General features: G+C 43.7%; 19 protein-coding genes. 7 read left to right on the top strand and 12 right to left on the bottom strand.

Annotated features, from left to right (window positions below; translation table 11 throughout):
* Positions 1–98: 98 nt before the first annotated feature.
* The 3 genes from NLBNIHML_RS26950 to NLBNIHML_RS26940 all read right to left on the bottom strand — a co-directional run bounded on the left by NLBNIHML_RS26950 (position 99) and on the right by NLBNIHML_RS26940 (position 2,534).
* The gene (locus NLBNIHML_RS26950) at positions 99–548 is read right to left on the bottom strand and encodes a hypothetical protein (protein WP_494353215.1); all 450 of its coding nucleotides are present in this window, start codon (positions 546–548) and stop codon (positions 99–101) included.
* Between the two features lie 24 nt (positions 549–572).
* Positions 573–1,472, bottom strand: coding sequence for a hypothetical protein (locus tag NLBNIHML_RS26945; RefSeq protein WP_494353214.1), 900 nt, complete (start codon positions 1,470–1,472; stop codon positions 573–575).
* Positions 1,473–1,565: 93 nt separating this feature from the next.
* Positions 1,566–2,534, bottom strand: coding sequence for a Gfo/Idh/MocA family protein (locus NLBNIHML_RS26940; RefSeq protein ID WP_494353213.1), 969 nt, complete (start codon positions 2,532–2,534; stop codon positions 1,566–1,568).
* Between the two features lie 346 nt (positions 2,535–2,880).
* Here NLBNIHML_RS26940 and NLBNIHML_RS26935 point away from each other — a divergent pair, with 346 nt between their 5' ends.
* The 5 genes from NLBNIHML_RS26935 (at position 2,881) to NLBNIHML_RS26915 (ending at position 6,625) form a co-directional block, all read left to right on the top strand.
* Complete coding sequence (locus NLBNIHML_RS26935) at positions 2,881–3,294, top strand: thiamine pyrophosphate-dependent enzyme (RefSeq protein ID WP_494354767.1); 414 nt, start codon at positions 2,881–2,883, stop codon at positions 3,292–3,294.
* Between the two features lie 12 nt (positions 3,295–3,306).
* Positions 3,307–3,675, top strand: coding sequence for a carboxymuconolactone decarboxylase family protein (locus tag NLBNIHML_RS26930; RefSeq protein ID WP_278295971.1), 369 nt, complete (start codon positions 3,307–3,309; stop codon positions 3,673–3,675).
* 187 nt (positions 3,676–3,862) lie between these two features.
* Entirely contained in the window at positions 3,863–4,213 is a 351-nt protein-coding gene (locus tag NLBNIHML_RS26925; RefSeq protein ID WP_494353212.1) for a hypothetical protein, read from the top strand.
* A gap of 54 nt (positions 4,214–4,267) precedes the next feature.
* The gene (locus NLBNIHML_RS26920) at positions 4,268–5,260 is read left to right on the top strand and encodes a 3-oxoacyl-[acyl-carrier-protein] synthase III C-terminal domain-containing protein (RefSeq protein WP_339240968.1); all 993 of its coding nucleotides are present in this window, start codon (positions 4,268–4,270) and stop codon (positions 5,258–5,260) included.
* 303 nt (positions 5,261–5,563) lie between these two features.
* Complete coding sequence (locus tag NLBNIHML_RS26915; RefSeq protein WP_494353211.1) at positions 5,564–6,625, top strand: hypothetical protein; 1,062 nt, start codon at positions 5,564–5,566, stop codon at positions 6,623–6,625.
* Between the two features lie 139 nt (positions 6,626–6,764).
* Here NLBNIHML_RS26915 and NLBNIHML_RS26910 read toward each other — a convergent pair whose 3' ends face one another.
* From NLBNIHML_RS26910 to NLBNIHML_RS26875, 8 genes are all read right to left on the bottom strand, one after another.
* Complete coding sequence (locus NLBNIHML_RS26910; protein ID WP_339240964.1) at positions 6,765–7,073, bottom strand: hypothetical protein; 309 nt, start codon at positions 7,071–7,073, stop codon at positions 6,765–6,767.
* Between the two features lie 194 nt (positions 7,074–7,267).
* A complete protein-coding gene (locus NLBNIHML_RS26905) occupies positions 7,268–7,837 on the bottom strand; it encodes a manganese catalase family protein (protein ID WP_091014606.1) in 570 nt (189 codons plus the stop codon).
* 94 nt (positions 7,838–7,931) lie between these two features.
* Complete coding sequence (locus tag NLBNIHML_RS26900) at positions 7,932–8,207, bottom strand: spore coat protein CotJB (RefSeq protein ID WP_091014607.1); 276 nt, start codon at positions 8,205–8,207, stop codon at positions 7,932–7,934.
* Positions 8,197–8,436: a spore coat associated protein CotJA gene (locus NLBNIHML_RS26895; protein ID WP_091014608.1), complete on the bottom strand. Its 240-nt coding sequence runs from the start codon at positions 8,434–8,436 to the stop codon at positions 8,197–8,199. The genes NLBNIHML_RS26900 and NLBNIHML_RS26895 overlap by 11 nt, the downstream gene beginning before the upstream one ends.
* A gap of 167 nt (positions 8,437–8,603) precedes the next feature.
* Positions 8,604–9,959 (bottom strand): hemolysin family protein, encoded by a 1,356-nt coding sequence (locus NLBNIHML_RS26890; RefSeq protein ID WP_339240960.1) that lies wholly within the window; start codon positions 9,957–9,959, stop codon positions 8,604–8,606.
* A gap of 46 nt (positions 9,960–10,005) precedes the next feature.
* Positions 10,006–11,142, bottom strand: a complete 1,137-nt coding sequence (gene yfkAB, locus NLBNIHML_RS26885; RefSeq protein ID WP_091014610.1) for a radical SAM/CxCxxxxC motif protein YfkAB — start codon at positions 11,140–11,142, stop codon at positions 10,006–10,008.
* Between the two features lie 220 nt (positions 11,143–11,362).
* Positions 11,363–12,484, bottom strand: a complete 1,122-nt coding sequence (locus NLBNIHML_RS26880; protein WP_339240959.1) for an HD-GYP domain-containing protein — start codon at positions 12,482–12,484, stop codon at positions 11,363–11,365.
* Positions 12,485–12,556: 72 nt separating this feature from the next.
* Positions 12,557–13,987 (bottom strand): bifunctional metallophosphatase/5'-nucleotidase, encoded by a 1,431-nt coding sequence (locus NLBNIHML_RS26875; protein WP_494353210.1) that lies wholly within the window; start codon positions 13,985–13,987, stop codon positions 12,557–12,559.
* A 120-nt stretch (positions 13,988–14,107) separates the two neighbouring features.
* On the opposite strand from NLBNIHML_RS26875, the gene NLBNIHML_RS26870 reads away from it, so the two are divergent.
* Both NLBNIHML_RS26870 and NLBNIHML_RS26865 read left to right on the top strand, forming a co-directional pair.
* Positions 14,108–14,851 (top strand): molybdenum cofactor biosynthesis protein, encoded by a 744-nt coding sequence (locus NLBNIHML_RS26870; protein WP_494353209.1) that lies wholly within the window; start codon positions 14,108–14,110, stop codon positions 14,849–14,851.
* A 125-nt stretch (positions 14,852–14,976) separates the two neighbouring features.
* Positions 14,977–16,026 (top strand): HD-GYP domain-containing protein, encoded by a 1,050-nt coding sequence (locus NLBNIHML_RS26865; protein ID WP_339240956.1) that lies wholly within the window; start codon positions 14,977–14,979, stop codon positions 16,024–16,026.
* Between the two features lie 136 nt (positions 16,027–16,162).
* Here the strand turns inward: NLBNIHML_RS26865 and NLBNIHML_RS26860 are convergent, their stop codons facing one another.
* Positions 16,163–16,303, bottom strand: coding sequence for a hypothetical protein (locus NLBNIHML_RS26860; protein WP_017689533.1), 141 nt, complete (start codon positions 16,301–16,303; stop codon positions 16,163–16,165).
* Between the last annotated feature and the right edge of the window lie 97 nt (positions 16,304–16,400).

Below are 16,400 nucleotides of genomic sequence, written 5' to 3'. Positions count from 1 at the left end.
CATCTTTTCCATTCTATCTCAGATGTACATAGAAACACCCTCAGAGTGAACGTTACTCAACTCTAAGGGTGTATTTGTACGAGACTACTGGTTATTTTTTATTTTTGCAGAACAAGAAAATCATTAAGCTTGTTATTCGTGCCTGTATCTGCCGGCTTCGTAATCCACTCCGCCAACAATGCCTGTAAAGTTTCTACCTCTGACACGGTCAACTTATGTTGGTAGCGTGGGTAATCTCTAAAAAATCGTTCAAGATTCATAGAAACATTACTTATTAATGGCTGCTCATGGTAATAAGTTGTTCCTGTAGCTACTGCATTTAATTTGGAAGCTGCCGCTTGATACTGGTAGATCGCCTCCTCCAAACCCCGTTCAGCATTTTTTCGCAATTGATCCTGAATATTCTCCGCATACGTTGTGAAAGATTGATTCATTTTGTCCTGAAGTCGATCATACTGAGTGTTCGAATTCCAGAGCATATAGGCTACAGCCAAATTTGAGAGAATGAGTAGGATGATGATATAGAAAGGCCATTTTTTTGCCCCCATCTGCTTCACTCCCTTGAAAGTATATTATTTATATTGTAGTTGAGCGAAACTATCCACTTCTGAAAACTTATCTTGTTGATTTAAAGACAAAGAACCTCCTATTGGAATAGAGACACTAGGCGAAATTGAGAAAACTTTCTCTTGGTGCCTATAGTATCCTAAAGTATCATAAAATGAGTTTAAGGTCCATTTACCACTTTCCCTAGGTTTTACAGTAAAACTAAGATACCCTCTTTCATCCCTGTAATTCATTGCAGGTGAAAACAAATTAAACTGAGCAGTGACGCCGCCAGGATGGTAACGTAATGTTGCATTATTCTCTGTATACTCACGCCAATCCATATTCAGTGGATTATAAGTATCGGTTTTATGAACGAAACTAGCTGTATTATTTAGAGGTGCTACATTGTTACTAAGGCCAATGGCCAAAATATCCTCTTTATTGTAATAAGCATTTTTAAGCCATTGGAATCTAACCGAAACCTGACCATTAGTATTGTAATAAGTCATATTTGTTTCAAGTCTTAGCCACGATGTTGTTGTAGTTTTACTGTCCCCAACACTCTGTATTGAAATTTCATTTTGCATTTCTTTAGCTATTTCATTTAAAGCTTCTTCTCTAGTCACTTTGGTGACTACTGTATTAGTATTTTCCTCGCTAAAAGACCTCATCATTTGATTATCTTCATTTATCAGGTGTACTAGTTTAAAATATTCGTCTTTATTAGATTTCATTCTTGGTTCCTTTGCCAGAAGTTTTTCCAAATCATTGTCAGTTAAATCACTAGCAAATTCAGTTGAAATCCCGTAACTTTGCACAATATGTTTTTCCTTTTCACTCCGATAGTCTTGATCTGCAAAAATCTGAGTGGGGGCACATAAAAATAAACATAAAGATATTATTAGTTTTTTACCTTTTACCATAATATACCTCCTTTGTAGTATATCTTGATTACCACAAACGAAGAAAAATTAAACATTTGAATTAGACTTTATTCCAAATAATATTAAATTTTGTCACTTTATTTCCGTGTTCCGTAACGCCTCAAGTACCAACTGCGCCTGATACCCATCGTTAAAATCATATATCTTGGCTGGTTGTCCTTGTATACGGGCAATGACATGTTTAAGTACAGGCAATTCACTCGCGGATTCAAGCACTTCCACTGGAGAAAGTGGCTGGCCCACTATGCCCGTCTTCAAATCTTCCCAATTTTCCAAGGCAATCGTGCCCTTCGTACCATACACCACCATGGATACTCGTTCTTCTCCCGCAAATTGAGACATGCCGTTTAGCTGAATTCGAGTCCCGTCTTCCAGTTCCAGTGCAGCCTGCACTTCAAGTTCACATTCTCCATTCTCAGGATATTGAACCTGAGTACTCACTACCCGGATGGCTCCGAACACCTTTTGAATCATATGAATCCAGTGAATCCCCACTTCAAGAATAAATCCACCCTGTTCCCGGCTCGTAATCCATGCATTCTGTTGCCATGATCGTGGCCACTGCGGGAATTGCAGAATGAGATCTATTTTGCGAATCGCCCCTACCGTACGCTGCTCGATCATCTCTTGCAACTTCAGCACGGAAGGTTCATGCGGCATTGAGAAATGGATGGCATGAATAACGCCTGCTAGCTCCGCTGCATCTAACATCACTTTGGCTTCTTCCACACTATTGGCAAGCGGTTTCTCACAGAACACATGAATTTTTCGCTCCAGTGCTTCCATGACAACCGGATAATGAAATTTCGGTGGAACTGCAATATACAACAGGTCAATCTGATGTTCATTTATCAATTGCTTGTAATCCGTATACGTTCGAACCTCGGGATGAGAAGCTGCAAAAGACGCCAGACCTTCCTCATTCGCATCACATACCGCAACAATTTCAATCGTGGTATCCATCTTCGTATTCTCGATTAGATGAACCATATGTAATCCCATTTTACCCAGACCAATCAGAGCCATCTTGATGACTGCCATTTTATCCCCTCCAAATTCCTTTCAAGTATAGCAGAAAGCAAAGAATTGCGAATGCGATGCGTTGATACGAAAAAGAAATAAAACGCTAGCTTACAAGTCGCTGGTTGTACCTGAAATTCATCATGGTTAGTCATCTTTTTACATTATTTGTAACTAAACATAGATTGGGTAATTCGTTGCAGGGATATATAACCAGTTAATTTTACTTTATCCAGCAACACTTAGAGCGTTACCAACTTAAGAATCAGGAATTCAGACTCATAAAAACAAGTTGACAAAAAACCACAAAAAAAGATACTCTTCCTAATAACCAGGCAGCTTTGTGTTTGACGCATACTTTGCATGCATGGGTAACGCGATTGGTATGGCGATAGGCGCAAAGGCCGCCTCCCCTGAAGAGACTATCGTATGTATCACCGGAGATGGATGTTTCATGATGCTAGGGACAGAGATCAATACCGCGGTATGCAACAATCTGAATGTCATTTTCATTGTTGTTAATAACAAACAACTGGACATGGCACTCAAAGGAATGGAAAAAACAACGGGCAGAATTGATGGCACAGTATATGAAGTTCCTATGGATGCAGCCAAATTTGCCGAATCTCTAGGTGCGGTTGCGTTTCGAGCAGAGACCCTTGCTGAGTTCTCATCTGCATTAAACACAGCCCAGACGTTGAATCGGGTAACTGTTATAGAACTTTTGACCGATCGGGATGAAATTCCACCCACGGCTCACCGCACCGTAACTTTGAATTAGGAGGAGCATATCATGAGTGAACATGTGGCTCAGGGACTCGACCGTTTTGCTAAACTTTCTGGGGAGTACGGTGCAAAAGCCCTTGCCCCCATCAAAGAACATTTTCCCGAGTTATCTGAATTTATTATGGGGACGGCATACGGAGATATTTTTCAGCGCACCACGATTACGGATCAATGGAAGGAAGTTGCTATTATCTCTTCATTGATTACCCAAGGGCAGTATGAACAATTGGGAGTACACTACACAATGGCTCTTAGTGTGGGAGTGACGGTGGATCAGATCAAGGGAATATTGCTACATCTGGCACCATGTGTGGGAGCCCCGCGCATTATTAGCGCATTTAATATTTTGCTTGCTACCTTGGACGAAATACAGTAATTCACTTTTCTACATTTTTATACATGATTCGACTTTTTTATTGATCTTTTTACATTCCTACCTTTATAATATGGTTAAATTATCCTTCAAATCAGCTCTCATCTTAGAAGCTTTCAGCAGGGTCCAATTGGAGCTGTATATCCATTAGCAGGATAGCCTTAACTCATTTAAAGGAGAGAGATCAAGCATGGGAAATTTCATTCTTAAGACTGACGTTCCGAACAAGGTGTTAAACATTGAACTGGAGGGTTCTTTCTCTCAAGAAGACGGTTTGCGTTCCATCTCGGCCTATCAGGATACGATCGCTCCTATTAACACCAAGGAGTTCGACCTGAACATCGATTGCAAAAAGTTGAATGTTACTGCTCCGGAGATTGTTCCTCTTTTGGAAGGCTGCCTTCAAATGTTCAAAAAAGATGAATATAAAAAAATCGTGTTGACCCTCGAGAACAACGCGATTCTAAAAATGCAATTGTCCCGACTTGGTCGGTCTGTTGGCCTGGACAATCTCGAAATCATATCTACCGTTACCACTTAATAAACCAGGCGGACAAGCTGTGAATTCACCCTTCCGCTCAAGAGGAGAATGAAGATGGCCGGAATTCGTATTGTAGATATCGATATCTATCACCCAACAACCAAGGTGCACAATGATTTTTATATTGAACATTTTGATGCAAGAGGTGTAGATATTCGTGGATTGTTAAAGGCACTTGGTCGTGATACACGTTATAAAATTGACAACGATGACGAAAATTCGCTAAGCATGGCCTTCGAGGCAGCCAGTAATCTACTGGAAAAAACCGGACTCACCGGTGCAGATATTGATCTGATTGCTTATGCAAGCCAAACGCCAGAATACATCTTTCCTACGAATTCCCTGATGATTCATCGCCTGATTAACGGAGCTTCTCACACGATCTGTATCGACAGTAACGCGAACTGTGCAGGCATGACTGCTGCTTTCGAACAGGTTAGCCGGCAGATGCTGGGCAATCCTCGGATTCGCCGGGCTTTAATCATTGGCTCGGATTACGTAGCTCCTCACGCCAGTCCCGATGATCCCGTGTACTTTGCCAATTTCGGTGATGCAGCAGCGGCGGTAATTATAGAGCGGGATGAACATGCTGTCGGTTTCATTGATTCCATCTATCAGACGGATACCTGTGTGTATGGCAATTCTCTTTTTCCTGCAGAGGGCTTGGCGAAGCTGGGCAAAACAGGTGTAGATGCGGGTGCCTTTCATGTGAAATTTATCCCTTTTGATGATTCCATCTGTGTGGATGCTGCTTCAGAGTCCATTCGTACCTTGCTGGCACGCAACGAGATTGGACCTGACGAGATCAGAGCCGCCTGCTTCTCCCAGCTATCCATTAGCAACATTCGCGCTGTATCCGAGAACGTTGGCATCGGTGATGATATTGCTGTCTATATCGGAGATGAGTTCGGATATACATCAACCAGCAGTCCGTTCATTGCATTGCATCGAGCGGTTACAACCGGGCAGATTCAGCGTGGTGACAAAGTGTTGTTCTGGACCGTTGGAGCCGGGTGGCAAAATGTTGCCATGGTGGTTGAATACTAGGTATACACTTCAAAATTTAATAAAACCATCTCTGGTACCACTACTAGAGATGGTTTTTTTGTTTCTCCATTTTCTTACCTATAACGTTCATTTGAGATTTATTACCTTTTACTGTGAAAATAGTCACTTACATATTATTACATAAAAACTATCATATAGAAGTAATTAAAATCCATAAAAGGAGATGTTTATGTTCAAGCACGATCTATATCTACCATTATCCTGAGTTGCTGCATTAAACGTAGTCAAAATTCATTGGTAATTATTCTACACACATTCCATTTGAGAGAGGGAGTTTTGAGTTTGAAGATAAGAAAATCGCTAACTTCATTATTATCCTTAGCTTTGTTATTAACTCCATTCAATCTTGTATTCGCAGATGGTAATATGGACACGATCACCATGAACAACGAGCTTAAAAAAAGGATCGAAGTCAACATCGATTCATCAATCACAGGAAATGAGCGAGAAGTGATTGCTGACGTGATGGCCCGGCTCGACGAAGAAGATCGAGAAAATGTCATCTATGTCGCAGAAGACGGTGCTATTTACTCTAACAAGATGGAACTCAAAGAAACGACAGAAGTATATGATCTGGTTGAGAACAATGTCTATCAAAGTGCATCCGGAAAAGAACTTGTTGGTCCCGGAGTGTCCACGAATGATTTTTCAGCATCTGCTATTAAAGATGATACCCAAATTTCGCCCGCTGCCGAAGTACCTAATCCAAGCGCAGGTTCCGGTCCTTATCGAAGAGTTTTCTCAAATAATGGATACAACTGGTTAAGTACTTATGTTACCATCCCAGGTGCCCCATACGTAAAAGGAAATGTTTCAACGGATGTTCCTTATGTATATCTGGGAGGTTGGGGATCTAACGGAAATGGGATCGATGCAGGTTTACAATACAGCACAGCCTTTGATAATTGGTCCCCCACGACGCTAGCAAATGGAGCGATGGTTCCCAGTACTACTCGCTATCGTTCAAATCAAGACATTTATATGAAATTTTATGTGACCAATCCCAATGAATGTACGTTGGCAGTATCAGGAATCACAACGACTGGCGAACAATTGACAACAACAATTGTAAGAAGTGGGGTAAGTGGCTGGGATAAAAGCGGTATAGGGATGAGAGTAAAACGAATGACCACCATCGGTCAAAAACCCGAGAACATGAACACTGGTTCATCGATTAAAAATGTGCGCTGGCATGATATAACTGTAGGCTACTATTCTGGTAGCAATCTGATATATAACAGTTGGGGCAGTGGACAAACCGGAGGATATCACTCTGTGCCATCCGATAAAGTAAGTGTCAATTATGTAAGCCCTGGTGAAGAAACCGTCAGCATACAACTGTAGTATCTATTAAACTGAAAAAGATGCTCTAAATGAAAGTAGCAGTTCCAAGATTATTCAATCTTGAGAACTGCTGCTTTTAAAATTTTATAAAGGCGTTGTTATAAGAACCTGTGAACTATGTTTAATCTACCATTTCTGATTATCTGTAAACGGTCCCTTCGAATCTTGCAGCAACAATTCCATCCACCGTATGATAACTAACCAACACCAAGGTGCCTACATAACCGTCTGGCGTTTTATAGTCCGTAAGATATTTTGGTACTCCAAAACCTACAGGATAATAATGCACTACAGAAAAAGTTTTACTTTCAAGCATAGGAGATACTACGTCTGATACACTTGTACTGGTAATCGGTTGAACATTTGCCGCAGACACGCCTCCACTTGAAATGGAAGTGGTCAGAATAAAGGAACATGCAGTCAACATAAGAACTTTACTAAGTCTCAAAATGATCATCTCCTTAATAGAGTTTTTAACTACAATTTCATTGTATAATATGTCAGTGTGTTTAACAACAATATTTGTAAATTATATTATTATATGTAATTTAATCTTAAAAATTTTTTATTTAATTTTATTATCTTTTCATACAAAAAAGCAGCCCTACTGGACTGCCAGACTTCTGCCTCGATATTAAATATTCAGAAAATTTTCTTTGTGTCCCGATCGTCTTTCAAAATCTCCACGGCTTCCCGGAACCTTAACGAATGCACGATTTCCCGCTCCCGCAGAAACTTCAGACTATCCTGCAGATCCACGTCATCGGTCAGATCGATTAACCATTGATATGTAGCCCGGGCTTTCTCTTCTGCTGCAATATCCTCGTACAAATCCGCGATTGGATCTCCCTTTGAAGCAATGTATGCTGCAGTAAAAGGTACACCTGAGGAATTCGTGTAAAATAAAGCAGAATCGCGCTGAGCATAATTAGGACCGAGTCCTGCTTCCTCTAGTTGCTCCACTGACGCGTCCTTTGTTAACTTGTAGATCATGGTGGCAATCATCTCAAGGTGAGCAAATTCCTCTGTGCCTATGTCGTTCAGCAGCCCGATTATTTTGTCCGGAATGGTATACCGCTGGTTCAAGTACCGCAGAGCTGCTGCCAGCTCACCGTCCGCTCCTCCATATTGTTCAGCCAGCAATTTTGCCATATGAGGATCACATTTGCTAACCCGAACAGGATACTGCAATTTTTTCTCATACACCCACATGCAGAGCCCTCCTTTTTGAATAAAATCGAAATTGCTGGCATGTTCCCCGAGTCCCCGGCTTTACAAATTTGCACGGAAACCCGAGGGGATTATTTCACACCTGCCATGGCCACGGTGTCTGAGACCACTCCCAAGGATATTTGGAGAATGCATGACCAAAGTTCATCAGCGGTCCATACAATTGTTGAAATTCATGTGCAACTCTCATGCGCTCCTGACTGAATTTGTTGTACTGTTCAATACTCTGAAAATCACCCGGATGGGTGTCCAGATACAGATTCAGCTCAACTAATACAAAGTCCAGTGCCTGGAGCTCCTCTAACAGCTCGTAGTACCTTGCATCACAGGCTTTGGGTACTTCAGGCTCCATCCGACTCCACCTTCCTCCCTTTCGATCTCGCTGGTGTATAAGGGCTGTATAATGCAGGCCACAACGTTCCGATTCTTAAGGCTTCTGCCGGGCTGTACTGAGGCCAGCCCATAGGTTGAAACGGAATGAATAATTGCGGAGGAACCAGATACGTTCGAATCTTTACGGGTGGACAAGGATCAAACGGTCCCACAAATGGGACATAGGCTCGAAGCTGTGGATCTTTCACAGAATAACTCTCCTTTCTGCATGTTTATATGCACTCAACGTACCTTTAAAACAATTGCTTCCGTCTCTATATCCATATGTTTCAGGTCGGCAAGTTAATCCCCTTTTAACTGACACATCAAAAAAACCTCTGAAAGTCCACCATAAGGCGTTCCTTCAGAGGTCAATTTAGTGTGTTGACTGATCTTCTTCCGTATTCATGTCTTGTGGGACAGATTGCTTATACACTCGAACCCGGGTGATTCGTAAGCGAGTGGCTTCTTCCACTTCAAAAACGTACCCATTAAGCTCCTGCATTTTCCCCTTGGCCGGACTGCCTCCAAGCTCTTTAAACAGCCATCCACCAATCGTATCTACTTCCTCATCCTCAATAATGGCCCCAGTCCACTTATGAACTTCTTCAATAAGCGATCGACCATCAATGGAAAATGAATCGCCGGTGCGTTCCATATGCGGACGCTCATCCTCAAACTCGTCATACAAGTCTCCAACGATCTCTTCCAGAATCTCTTCCGCAGTCAGCAATCCAGCTGTGCCCCCATACTCATCCACGACCAGGGTCATCTGAGAATGTTTCTTCTGCATCATCCGCAATACCTGGCTAATCTCCATGGATTCGGGAACGTTCAAGATGGGACGGACAAGCGAAGCCAGATCACGTTGCTGCTCCGGGTCAGCCAGCAGCAGGTCTGTGATATGGATAAACCCTATAATCTCATCCTTGTCTTCTACTGCCACAGGATACCGGGAATGTTTGGTTGCATTAATAATCTCCAGATTTTCCTCCAAAGACATGTGGGTATACAAACAATCCATATCCGTACGAGGCAGCATGACTTCACGTGCCAGCATATCGGAGAAGTCAAAGATGTTATCCATCAGTTTGATCTCATCCTTATCAATGACCCCACTTTTGGCACTCTGCTTCATCAGTATACGAAGCTCATCTTCTGAGTGAGCTTCTCCTTCACTGGCAGGTTCGATACCTGCCAGACGCAGCAATGCATTGGCCGATACATTCAGTACCCAGATGAACGGAAAGAAAATTTTGTAGAACAACAGCAAAGGTGCAGATAAGAACAATGCCACACCGTCTGTTTTTTGAATCGCAAGTGATTTAGGGGCGAGCTCACCCAGAACAATATGCAGAAATGTAATGATACAAAAACCAATAATGACCGACACGGTCGAAATAAGTCCTGCATCTCCTACACCAAGTTTAAACATGAGTGGCTCAACGAGCAATTCCGAAATGGCCGGTTCTCCCAGCCACCCAAGTCCGAGCGATGTCAGCGTAATCCCGAACTGAGTCGCCGATAGATAGGAATCCAGTTTACTATTCACCTTTAATGCGTAACCAGCCATACGGTTTCCTTCACTCTGTAATTGAGTTAAGCGTGTCTGCCTTACTTTCACAAGCGAAAATTCTGCTGCAACAAATACGCCATTCAAAAATACGAGCAAAAAGACACAGACCAGATTAAATACTAGCTGCCCAAGATGAAACTCGGTATGAATATCCAAGTTGAAACTCCCCTTTTCTATCTATTTCAGGAATACACCTGGAATATCAACGTGTGATGGCCTTTCTGGATTTGAAATCCACACCTTTGTAATACATATCCGCTACGAGCAGGTTTGGCCCGCAACAGGATGCGATATCACAATGGCAGTTAACCGTCTGATTGAGCGGATGTTCCGCTGACCACTCATGGAACACCTCATCCAGCTTACGATCACGAATGTTGCCAAACGCCGGGATATCCGCAAAATCCGTCACATACACATTGCCTGTAAACATGTTGACGTTCACACGGTTGCGTCCGTCCGGATCGTTACGTACCGTCACATTTGGCTCGCTGTACAGTCGGTTAATCAATTCCCGATCCTGCTCAGCTGCACTGCATGCGAAGAATGGCAATGTCCCGAAGAGCATCCACATATCCTTGTCACGCACATCAAGCAAACGATGAATCGCCGCTCTCATATGATCCAGTGATAACACGGGCAGCGACGAAGCAAAGTTCGAGTTATACATCGGATGCACTTCATGGCGAACACAGCCCATCTCACGAATCAATTGATGAATACCATCCAGCTTGTCATGCGTACGGAAGTTAATCATTGACTCCGCAGAGATAAACATGCCTGCTTCACTCAGTTTGCGGGAATTCTCAATCATTTTCTCATACATCTTCACCGCTACTTCACGTTTTACAGGTCTGCCACTATTTGCAAATCCGACTTGATGGAAATCGTCAGCATTCAGATAGTTGAATGAGATATGCATAACGTCCAGATACGGTAAAAGCTGCTCATACCGACTGATATCCAATGTCAAATTCGAATTAATCTGGGAACGAATTCCACGTTCCTTGGCATATTTGAGCAGTGGGATGATCATTTCATCCACTGTTTTCTGGCTAAAGCTTGGCTCGCCACCCGTCAGACTAATCGTCTGCAGATGCTCCACTTCATCCAATCGTTTCAGCATCAGAGGAAGTGGTAGAGCCGGTGCTTCGCGCATCGTAAGCATATCTCCCACGGCACAATGCTCACACCTCATATTGCACAGATGTGTCACAGTCATTTCTACACTGGTCAGCACATGGCGTCCATATGTACGCAGAGAGCCGATCGGATCCCACGGATCATTGGTCGGCGATAAAGGCATCGGTTGTACCGATCCTGAGTTTAGCATGGTCATTGTTCTTCACCTTATTCCTTTTATTAACCTAAAAAGTTTTATTTACATCATACCTTGTGTTTCTCTTTTTGGAGTTATCTTTTATCATAGCACAATTTTGAATGCTCCGGCATACGTAGACCCTGTCCATTACATGACAAAAAACGCTCAGGCAACTCTGGACCGAATCACGAAACGGCCCCGATATTACGACATGAGCGCTAATCATCTTTCTAGTTGTTCAGCTTTGCACCTGTTCACTTTGGGCCGCAGATGGTATATCCTCCACACCCTCTACACCTGTAATCATCACAGACAGAGCTGTCAGCAGGTTAATTTCGTAAGGCGAAGATAAAGTCTGGCCGTCCGCATCTTTTAGAACACGGATCAGCGGACGTTGGGGAACACGTGAATGAATGGATGCAACTACCCCAACCTCTCCCGTACTGAGCTTAACTGAAAGACCTACTGGGTATATGGCTACACAATCCCTGAACTTCTCCAGCATCCGTTGTTCGTACAGGGTCCCTGAACCAGTGTACAGAACCTCGACAGCCTGATGCGGCAATAAGGCTTGCTTGTACACCCGATTCGTCGTCATGGCATCATAGGAATCAGCAAGCGCAATCCACTTGGCATATTCGTGAATTTCTTTGTCTTTCAACCCAAATGGATATCCGCTACCATCAATTCGTTCATGGTGCTGCAATGCACAATGCGCAGATAGAAGCGGTATGCCTGGTTCATCTTTGAGAATACGGTGTCCATATGTAGTGTGCTGCTGAATGATTTTAAATTCCTCGTCACTCAATCTGGAGGGTTTGTGCAGGATCTCAGGTGCAATCTGTGTCTTGCCGATATCATGCAACAAGGCGCCCAGACCAATCTCCATTAATTGCTGGCGTGTGTAACCCGAAGCGACACCAAGAACCAATGTGTACACACATACATTCAGAGAATGGTTATACAGGTCAAAATCACTGGAATTCATGTCCATCAGCATAATCATGGCTTCCTTCTGACTGCCGATGTCTTCCAGAATGGCATTCATCACACCACTAAGCGCTTTACCGAAATGAGGAATCTGATTTTTGGTTTTTAGTCCTGACATACTCTGAAATTGCTGCTTGATCTCTACCAATGCCTTCCTCTTGGTCTCTTCCTGCAACATATCAGGAACGATGATATCCTCAGTCGCAGCATCTTTGATATACACATAACCAACCCCGAGATCTTTGAGCCGCCCAATCAATCGACTGGTTAGCTCTACATCCTCACTAAGTAATACCAGGCCTTCTTCACTATAAATTCGTTTCCCCAGCTTCATGCCAGGCTGCAATAGGTTTATATGTACTAAACGCACAGCCTATCCTCTCCCGCTCCGTAGATGTAATTACCACTAGCCGCCGCTTCAGCAGAAGGCAAGTCCTTTAATTTAGCTTTGATGCCAGCGGGCTCGCAGGCTGTCGTCCAGAGCCCCTGGTCGTTTAATTTCCGTTTCCAGCAGATCACGTATGAATTCGGGAAGATGATAGAGCGTACGGGTTCCATGAGCCAGAGGAGGATACCCGACATTGAACGTAAACATGTCCAGTGTTCCAACGATATACTCACGCTGTTCGTCCATAGGCTCCCCATTAATGGATATGGTCTGGATCTTCTCATAGGCAGGCGCATGCGGATTGTATTGAACTTCCATTCCATCCATACATAACGTACCTAGAATTTGACCACGAAAACCAAAGCCGACAATAGGCTTACCTGAAAATTCGTCCAGCAAGGACTGTTCAAGTGCTTCACGAATATGACTTCCACTCAAGCATATTGTACAAGCATTTATAGGAGATGGACATAGGGAATGCAACATTCCTTTTGTAATATTACCTTGTGGAAGATCTCCGAGAAGCTGACCTGCGTTCACCAACGATAGCTGTGCCCCCGTGAAATGACGAACAGCTTGTGCAAGCAATGTTGCTAGCGGCGATTCCCTGTCATACGCGATGGGCAGTACCCGGTCTGTTATCACTGCCGTCTGATTAAGTGCCCTTTCGGCTTCCGCACGATCCGTAGCGATTGCCAGCGCGACCTGATCATCCAGTAATATACTCTTGGCAGCCATACAACCGCTACTTACCAGTTGAAGAGGTTCTCCCCCGCTTGTTCGTTCCAGAACCACTTTCCCAAGCCATTGTCCAAATTTCCCAGCTGCGCCCAGCACGGTCTGGCCTATGACTAATGGTTCTTCTAGAACATGATGGGTATGTCCACCGAGAATAACATCAATTCCAGTGATCTGCTCCGCCAGTCTCCGATCTGTGGAAAGTCCCAGATGTGAAAGAATAACCACCACATCCACTTCATCACGTAACGATTCTACTTGAGCACTTAGTGACTCCAGAGGGTCCAGAACATCCCACCCAAGAAGTTCGTAAAACGTGGTGAAAGGCGCAGTTGCCCCCAGCAGACCAATGCGAAATGGACCTTTCTCCACAATCAGAGAAGGCTTCATCCAGACTGGCGGAAGGCCAGTATCTTGCTCCACAACATTGCCGCATACCACAGGACACAGAAGGCCAGCATAGGACTGCGCGAGCTGATCTGGCGTAAACGTGAGTCCTTCGTTGTTACCGATTGTAATGGCATCGTAGCCCGTCAGGTTAATGACATCAACATTAGCCGTACCCAGTGTTCCCTCTGTTTCAACGGCCATCCGGTCCATATGATCACCGATATCCAATACAAGGAGGTTGCCACCTTGGTCCCGTTCCTCATTGATCATAGCGGCGATGGTGCTCATGGAGCCAAAGTGGCTATGAATGTCATTGGTGTGTAGAATCGTTAACGTTTGCTTCTCCCTGGTGCTCATCACACCGCCTCCCCTGCTCTTGAATAAACGTTCATTCTTCTAATGGATAAGCATAACATTTTCCACGTCGTTATGATATATTTAAAGGGTTTAAAGACCAAAAAGAGGTGGACCATATCCATGAAATTGACAATTCAACTATTTGCAGGCATTGCTGAACGCTTAAATACATCCCTTCTGGAGTTTGAATATATTGAAGGCATTCCAACCGCTGCCGAGATAAAAGAAAAACTGAGTCTGGCTTACCCTGAGGCAGCTTCTCAGATAAGGTCATCCTTTTTGGCCGTTAACCAACAGTACGCTCCTGCCGATACTATAATTAGATCAGAAGACGAACTTGCCTTAATACCTCCAGTCTCGGGAGGCGATGGTACGGATATATCCAATGAGCATCAATCTACTTTTCCTGAGCATCGGACGGAAGATGGCTTATTCCTGATTACAGAGTCCACCTTGTCTGTAGAAGCAACAACGGCGCTAGTGATTACCCCGAATCACGGGGCAGCTCTTACTTTTGTAGGTACGACTCGTGAAATGACTGGTGAACAGCGCACCGTCCATCTGGAGTATGAGGCCTATGTGCCAATGGCCCTTTCTCAGATGGCGGCTATTGGTGTGGAAATCTCCGATCGATGGCCTGGTGTGTTGTGTGCAATCAGTCACCGCATTGGCAAAGTGGATGTGGCAGAGATTAGTGTAGTCATTGCCGTATCCTCACCTCATCGCAACGATTGCTATAATGCAAGCCGCTACGCCATAGAGAGACTCAAACAGACCGTTCCGATCTGGAAAAAGGAAATCTGGGAAGATGGATCAGAATGGAAGGGTCATCAATTAGGACCATGGAACCCCATGGAGAACTAAACAATGAGCCTTTACACCTTTTTAGACAGAGTGGGTTAATAGTAAATAAGTCGTTGTCAACCCATTTTTTTCTTGTTATTATAATGATATATGTCGATATTAGTCGAGGAAAAGGTGGTTTATACGTGAGAGTGCATGTTACTGATCTCAAACCTGGCGACCTGTTAAAAAATGATGTATACAACAGTTCGGGTCTCCACATCCTGATGAAAGGTTCCACCCTCAGTGAAGATGACCTGTCCAAGCTGCTGCAACATGGAATCGATTACGCAGATGTAGAACATACAACATCCGACCTACACTCTGATGCACAAACCTTACCTTCCGATCAAACCCGTCTGTTAACTAATCTGTTTAACGATACGATCAAAGGTACTGAGTCTCTATTTCAACAAGCGATGGAGAAGGGTTTTATTGATGAGACACAAGTCGATGAGATTTTGATTACCCTAACGGGACAGTTGGAAAAACAGAAAGATGTTGTCTCCTTGTTGCTTATGCTGGACGGGGATAGCGATTATACGTATAACCATTCATTGCAAGTCGGAATGCTCGCTTTTTATATCGCCGGCTGGATGGGTTATAACCCCGAGGAATGTCTAACGGTAGCCAAAGCAGGATATCTTCATGATATTGGCAAGTCCAAGATTCCTTCTGAAATGTTACATAAACCTGGTAAATTGACCACGGAAGAATTTGACGAAATGAAGAAACACACATTCTATGGGTACGATATCATTAAAGAATCCACGCAGGATGAAATTCTGGCAACGGTTGCTCTTCAGCATCATGAGCGCGAGGATGGAAGTGGTTATCCCCATGGACTGCGAGGGGACGAGATCCACCCATATTCCCGTATAACGGCTGTAGCGGACGTTTACAGCGCCATGACGACCAATCGGGTGTATCAAACCAAACAGGAACTAATCTCTGTTCTGTGTGAACTGTACAGTCTCAGTTTCGGTCAGTTAAATGGTGAAGCCACGCAGGAACTGATCAAGCACATGTTGCCTAATTTTATCGGTAAACGGGTTCTGCTCTCCACGGGTCAGACGGGACTAATTGTGATGAATAATCCTGCAGATTACTTCCGCCCACTCGTTCAGACCTCTACGGCCTTTATTGATTTAGCGAAAGAAAGAGATATTGCTATCGTTGAGATCTATGTACAGTAACTGTTCATTGTACAAACATGCATACGAAGAACCAAAAAGTAGCTTAGATAGGCATAGCAAACTTAATAAGTTAATTATGACCAAAGGGAAGCCTTAATCGGCTTCCCTTTGTGTATTTCTATTCGATCATATTGGATTACACGCAGAATGCTTTTGTGATGATAACCAACAGAATGAACAGTACCAGGATTGCACCCGTGTTAGTGAACATATTGTATCCACCAACGCCACCTACTCCGCCTACGTTGCCTCCACAGCCATATCCTACTTCGCTCATGTGATTGCCTCCTCTTCATCAGGTATACCCTAACATATGACGTTTATCGACCTAATGAACCGGGCGAAGTGGCAACATTCCACAATTGGTTGTCTGC

The sequence above is a fragment of the Paenibacillus sp. JNU01 genome, from assembly GCF_059130585.1.
The sequence above is the reverse complement of the archived record's forward strand: the minus strand, read 5'-3'. Positions and strand labels throughout refer to the sequence as shown.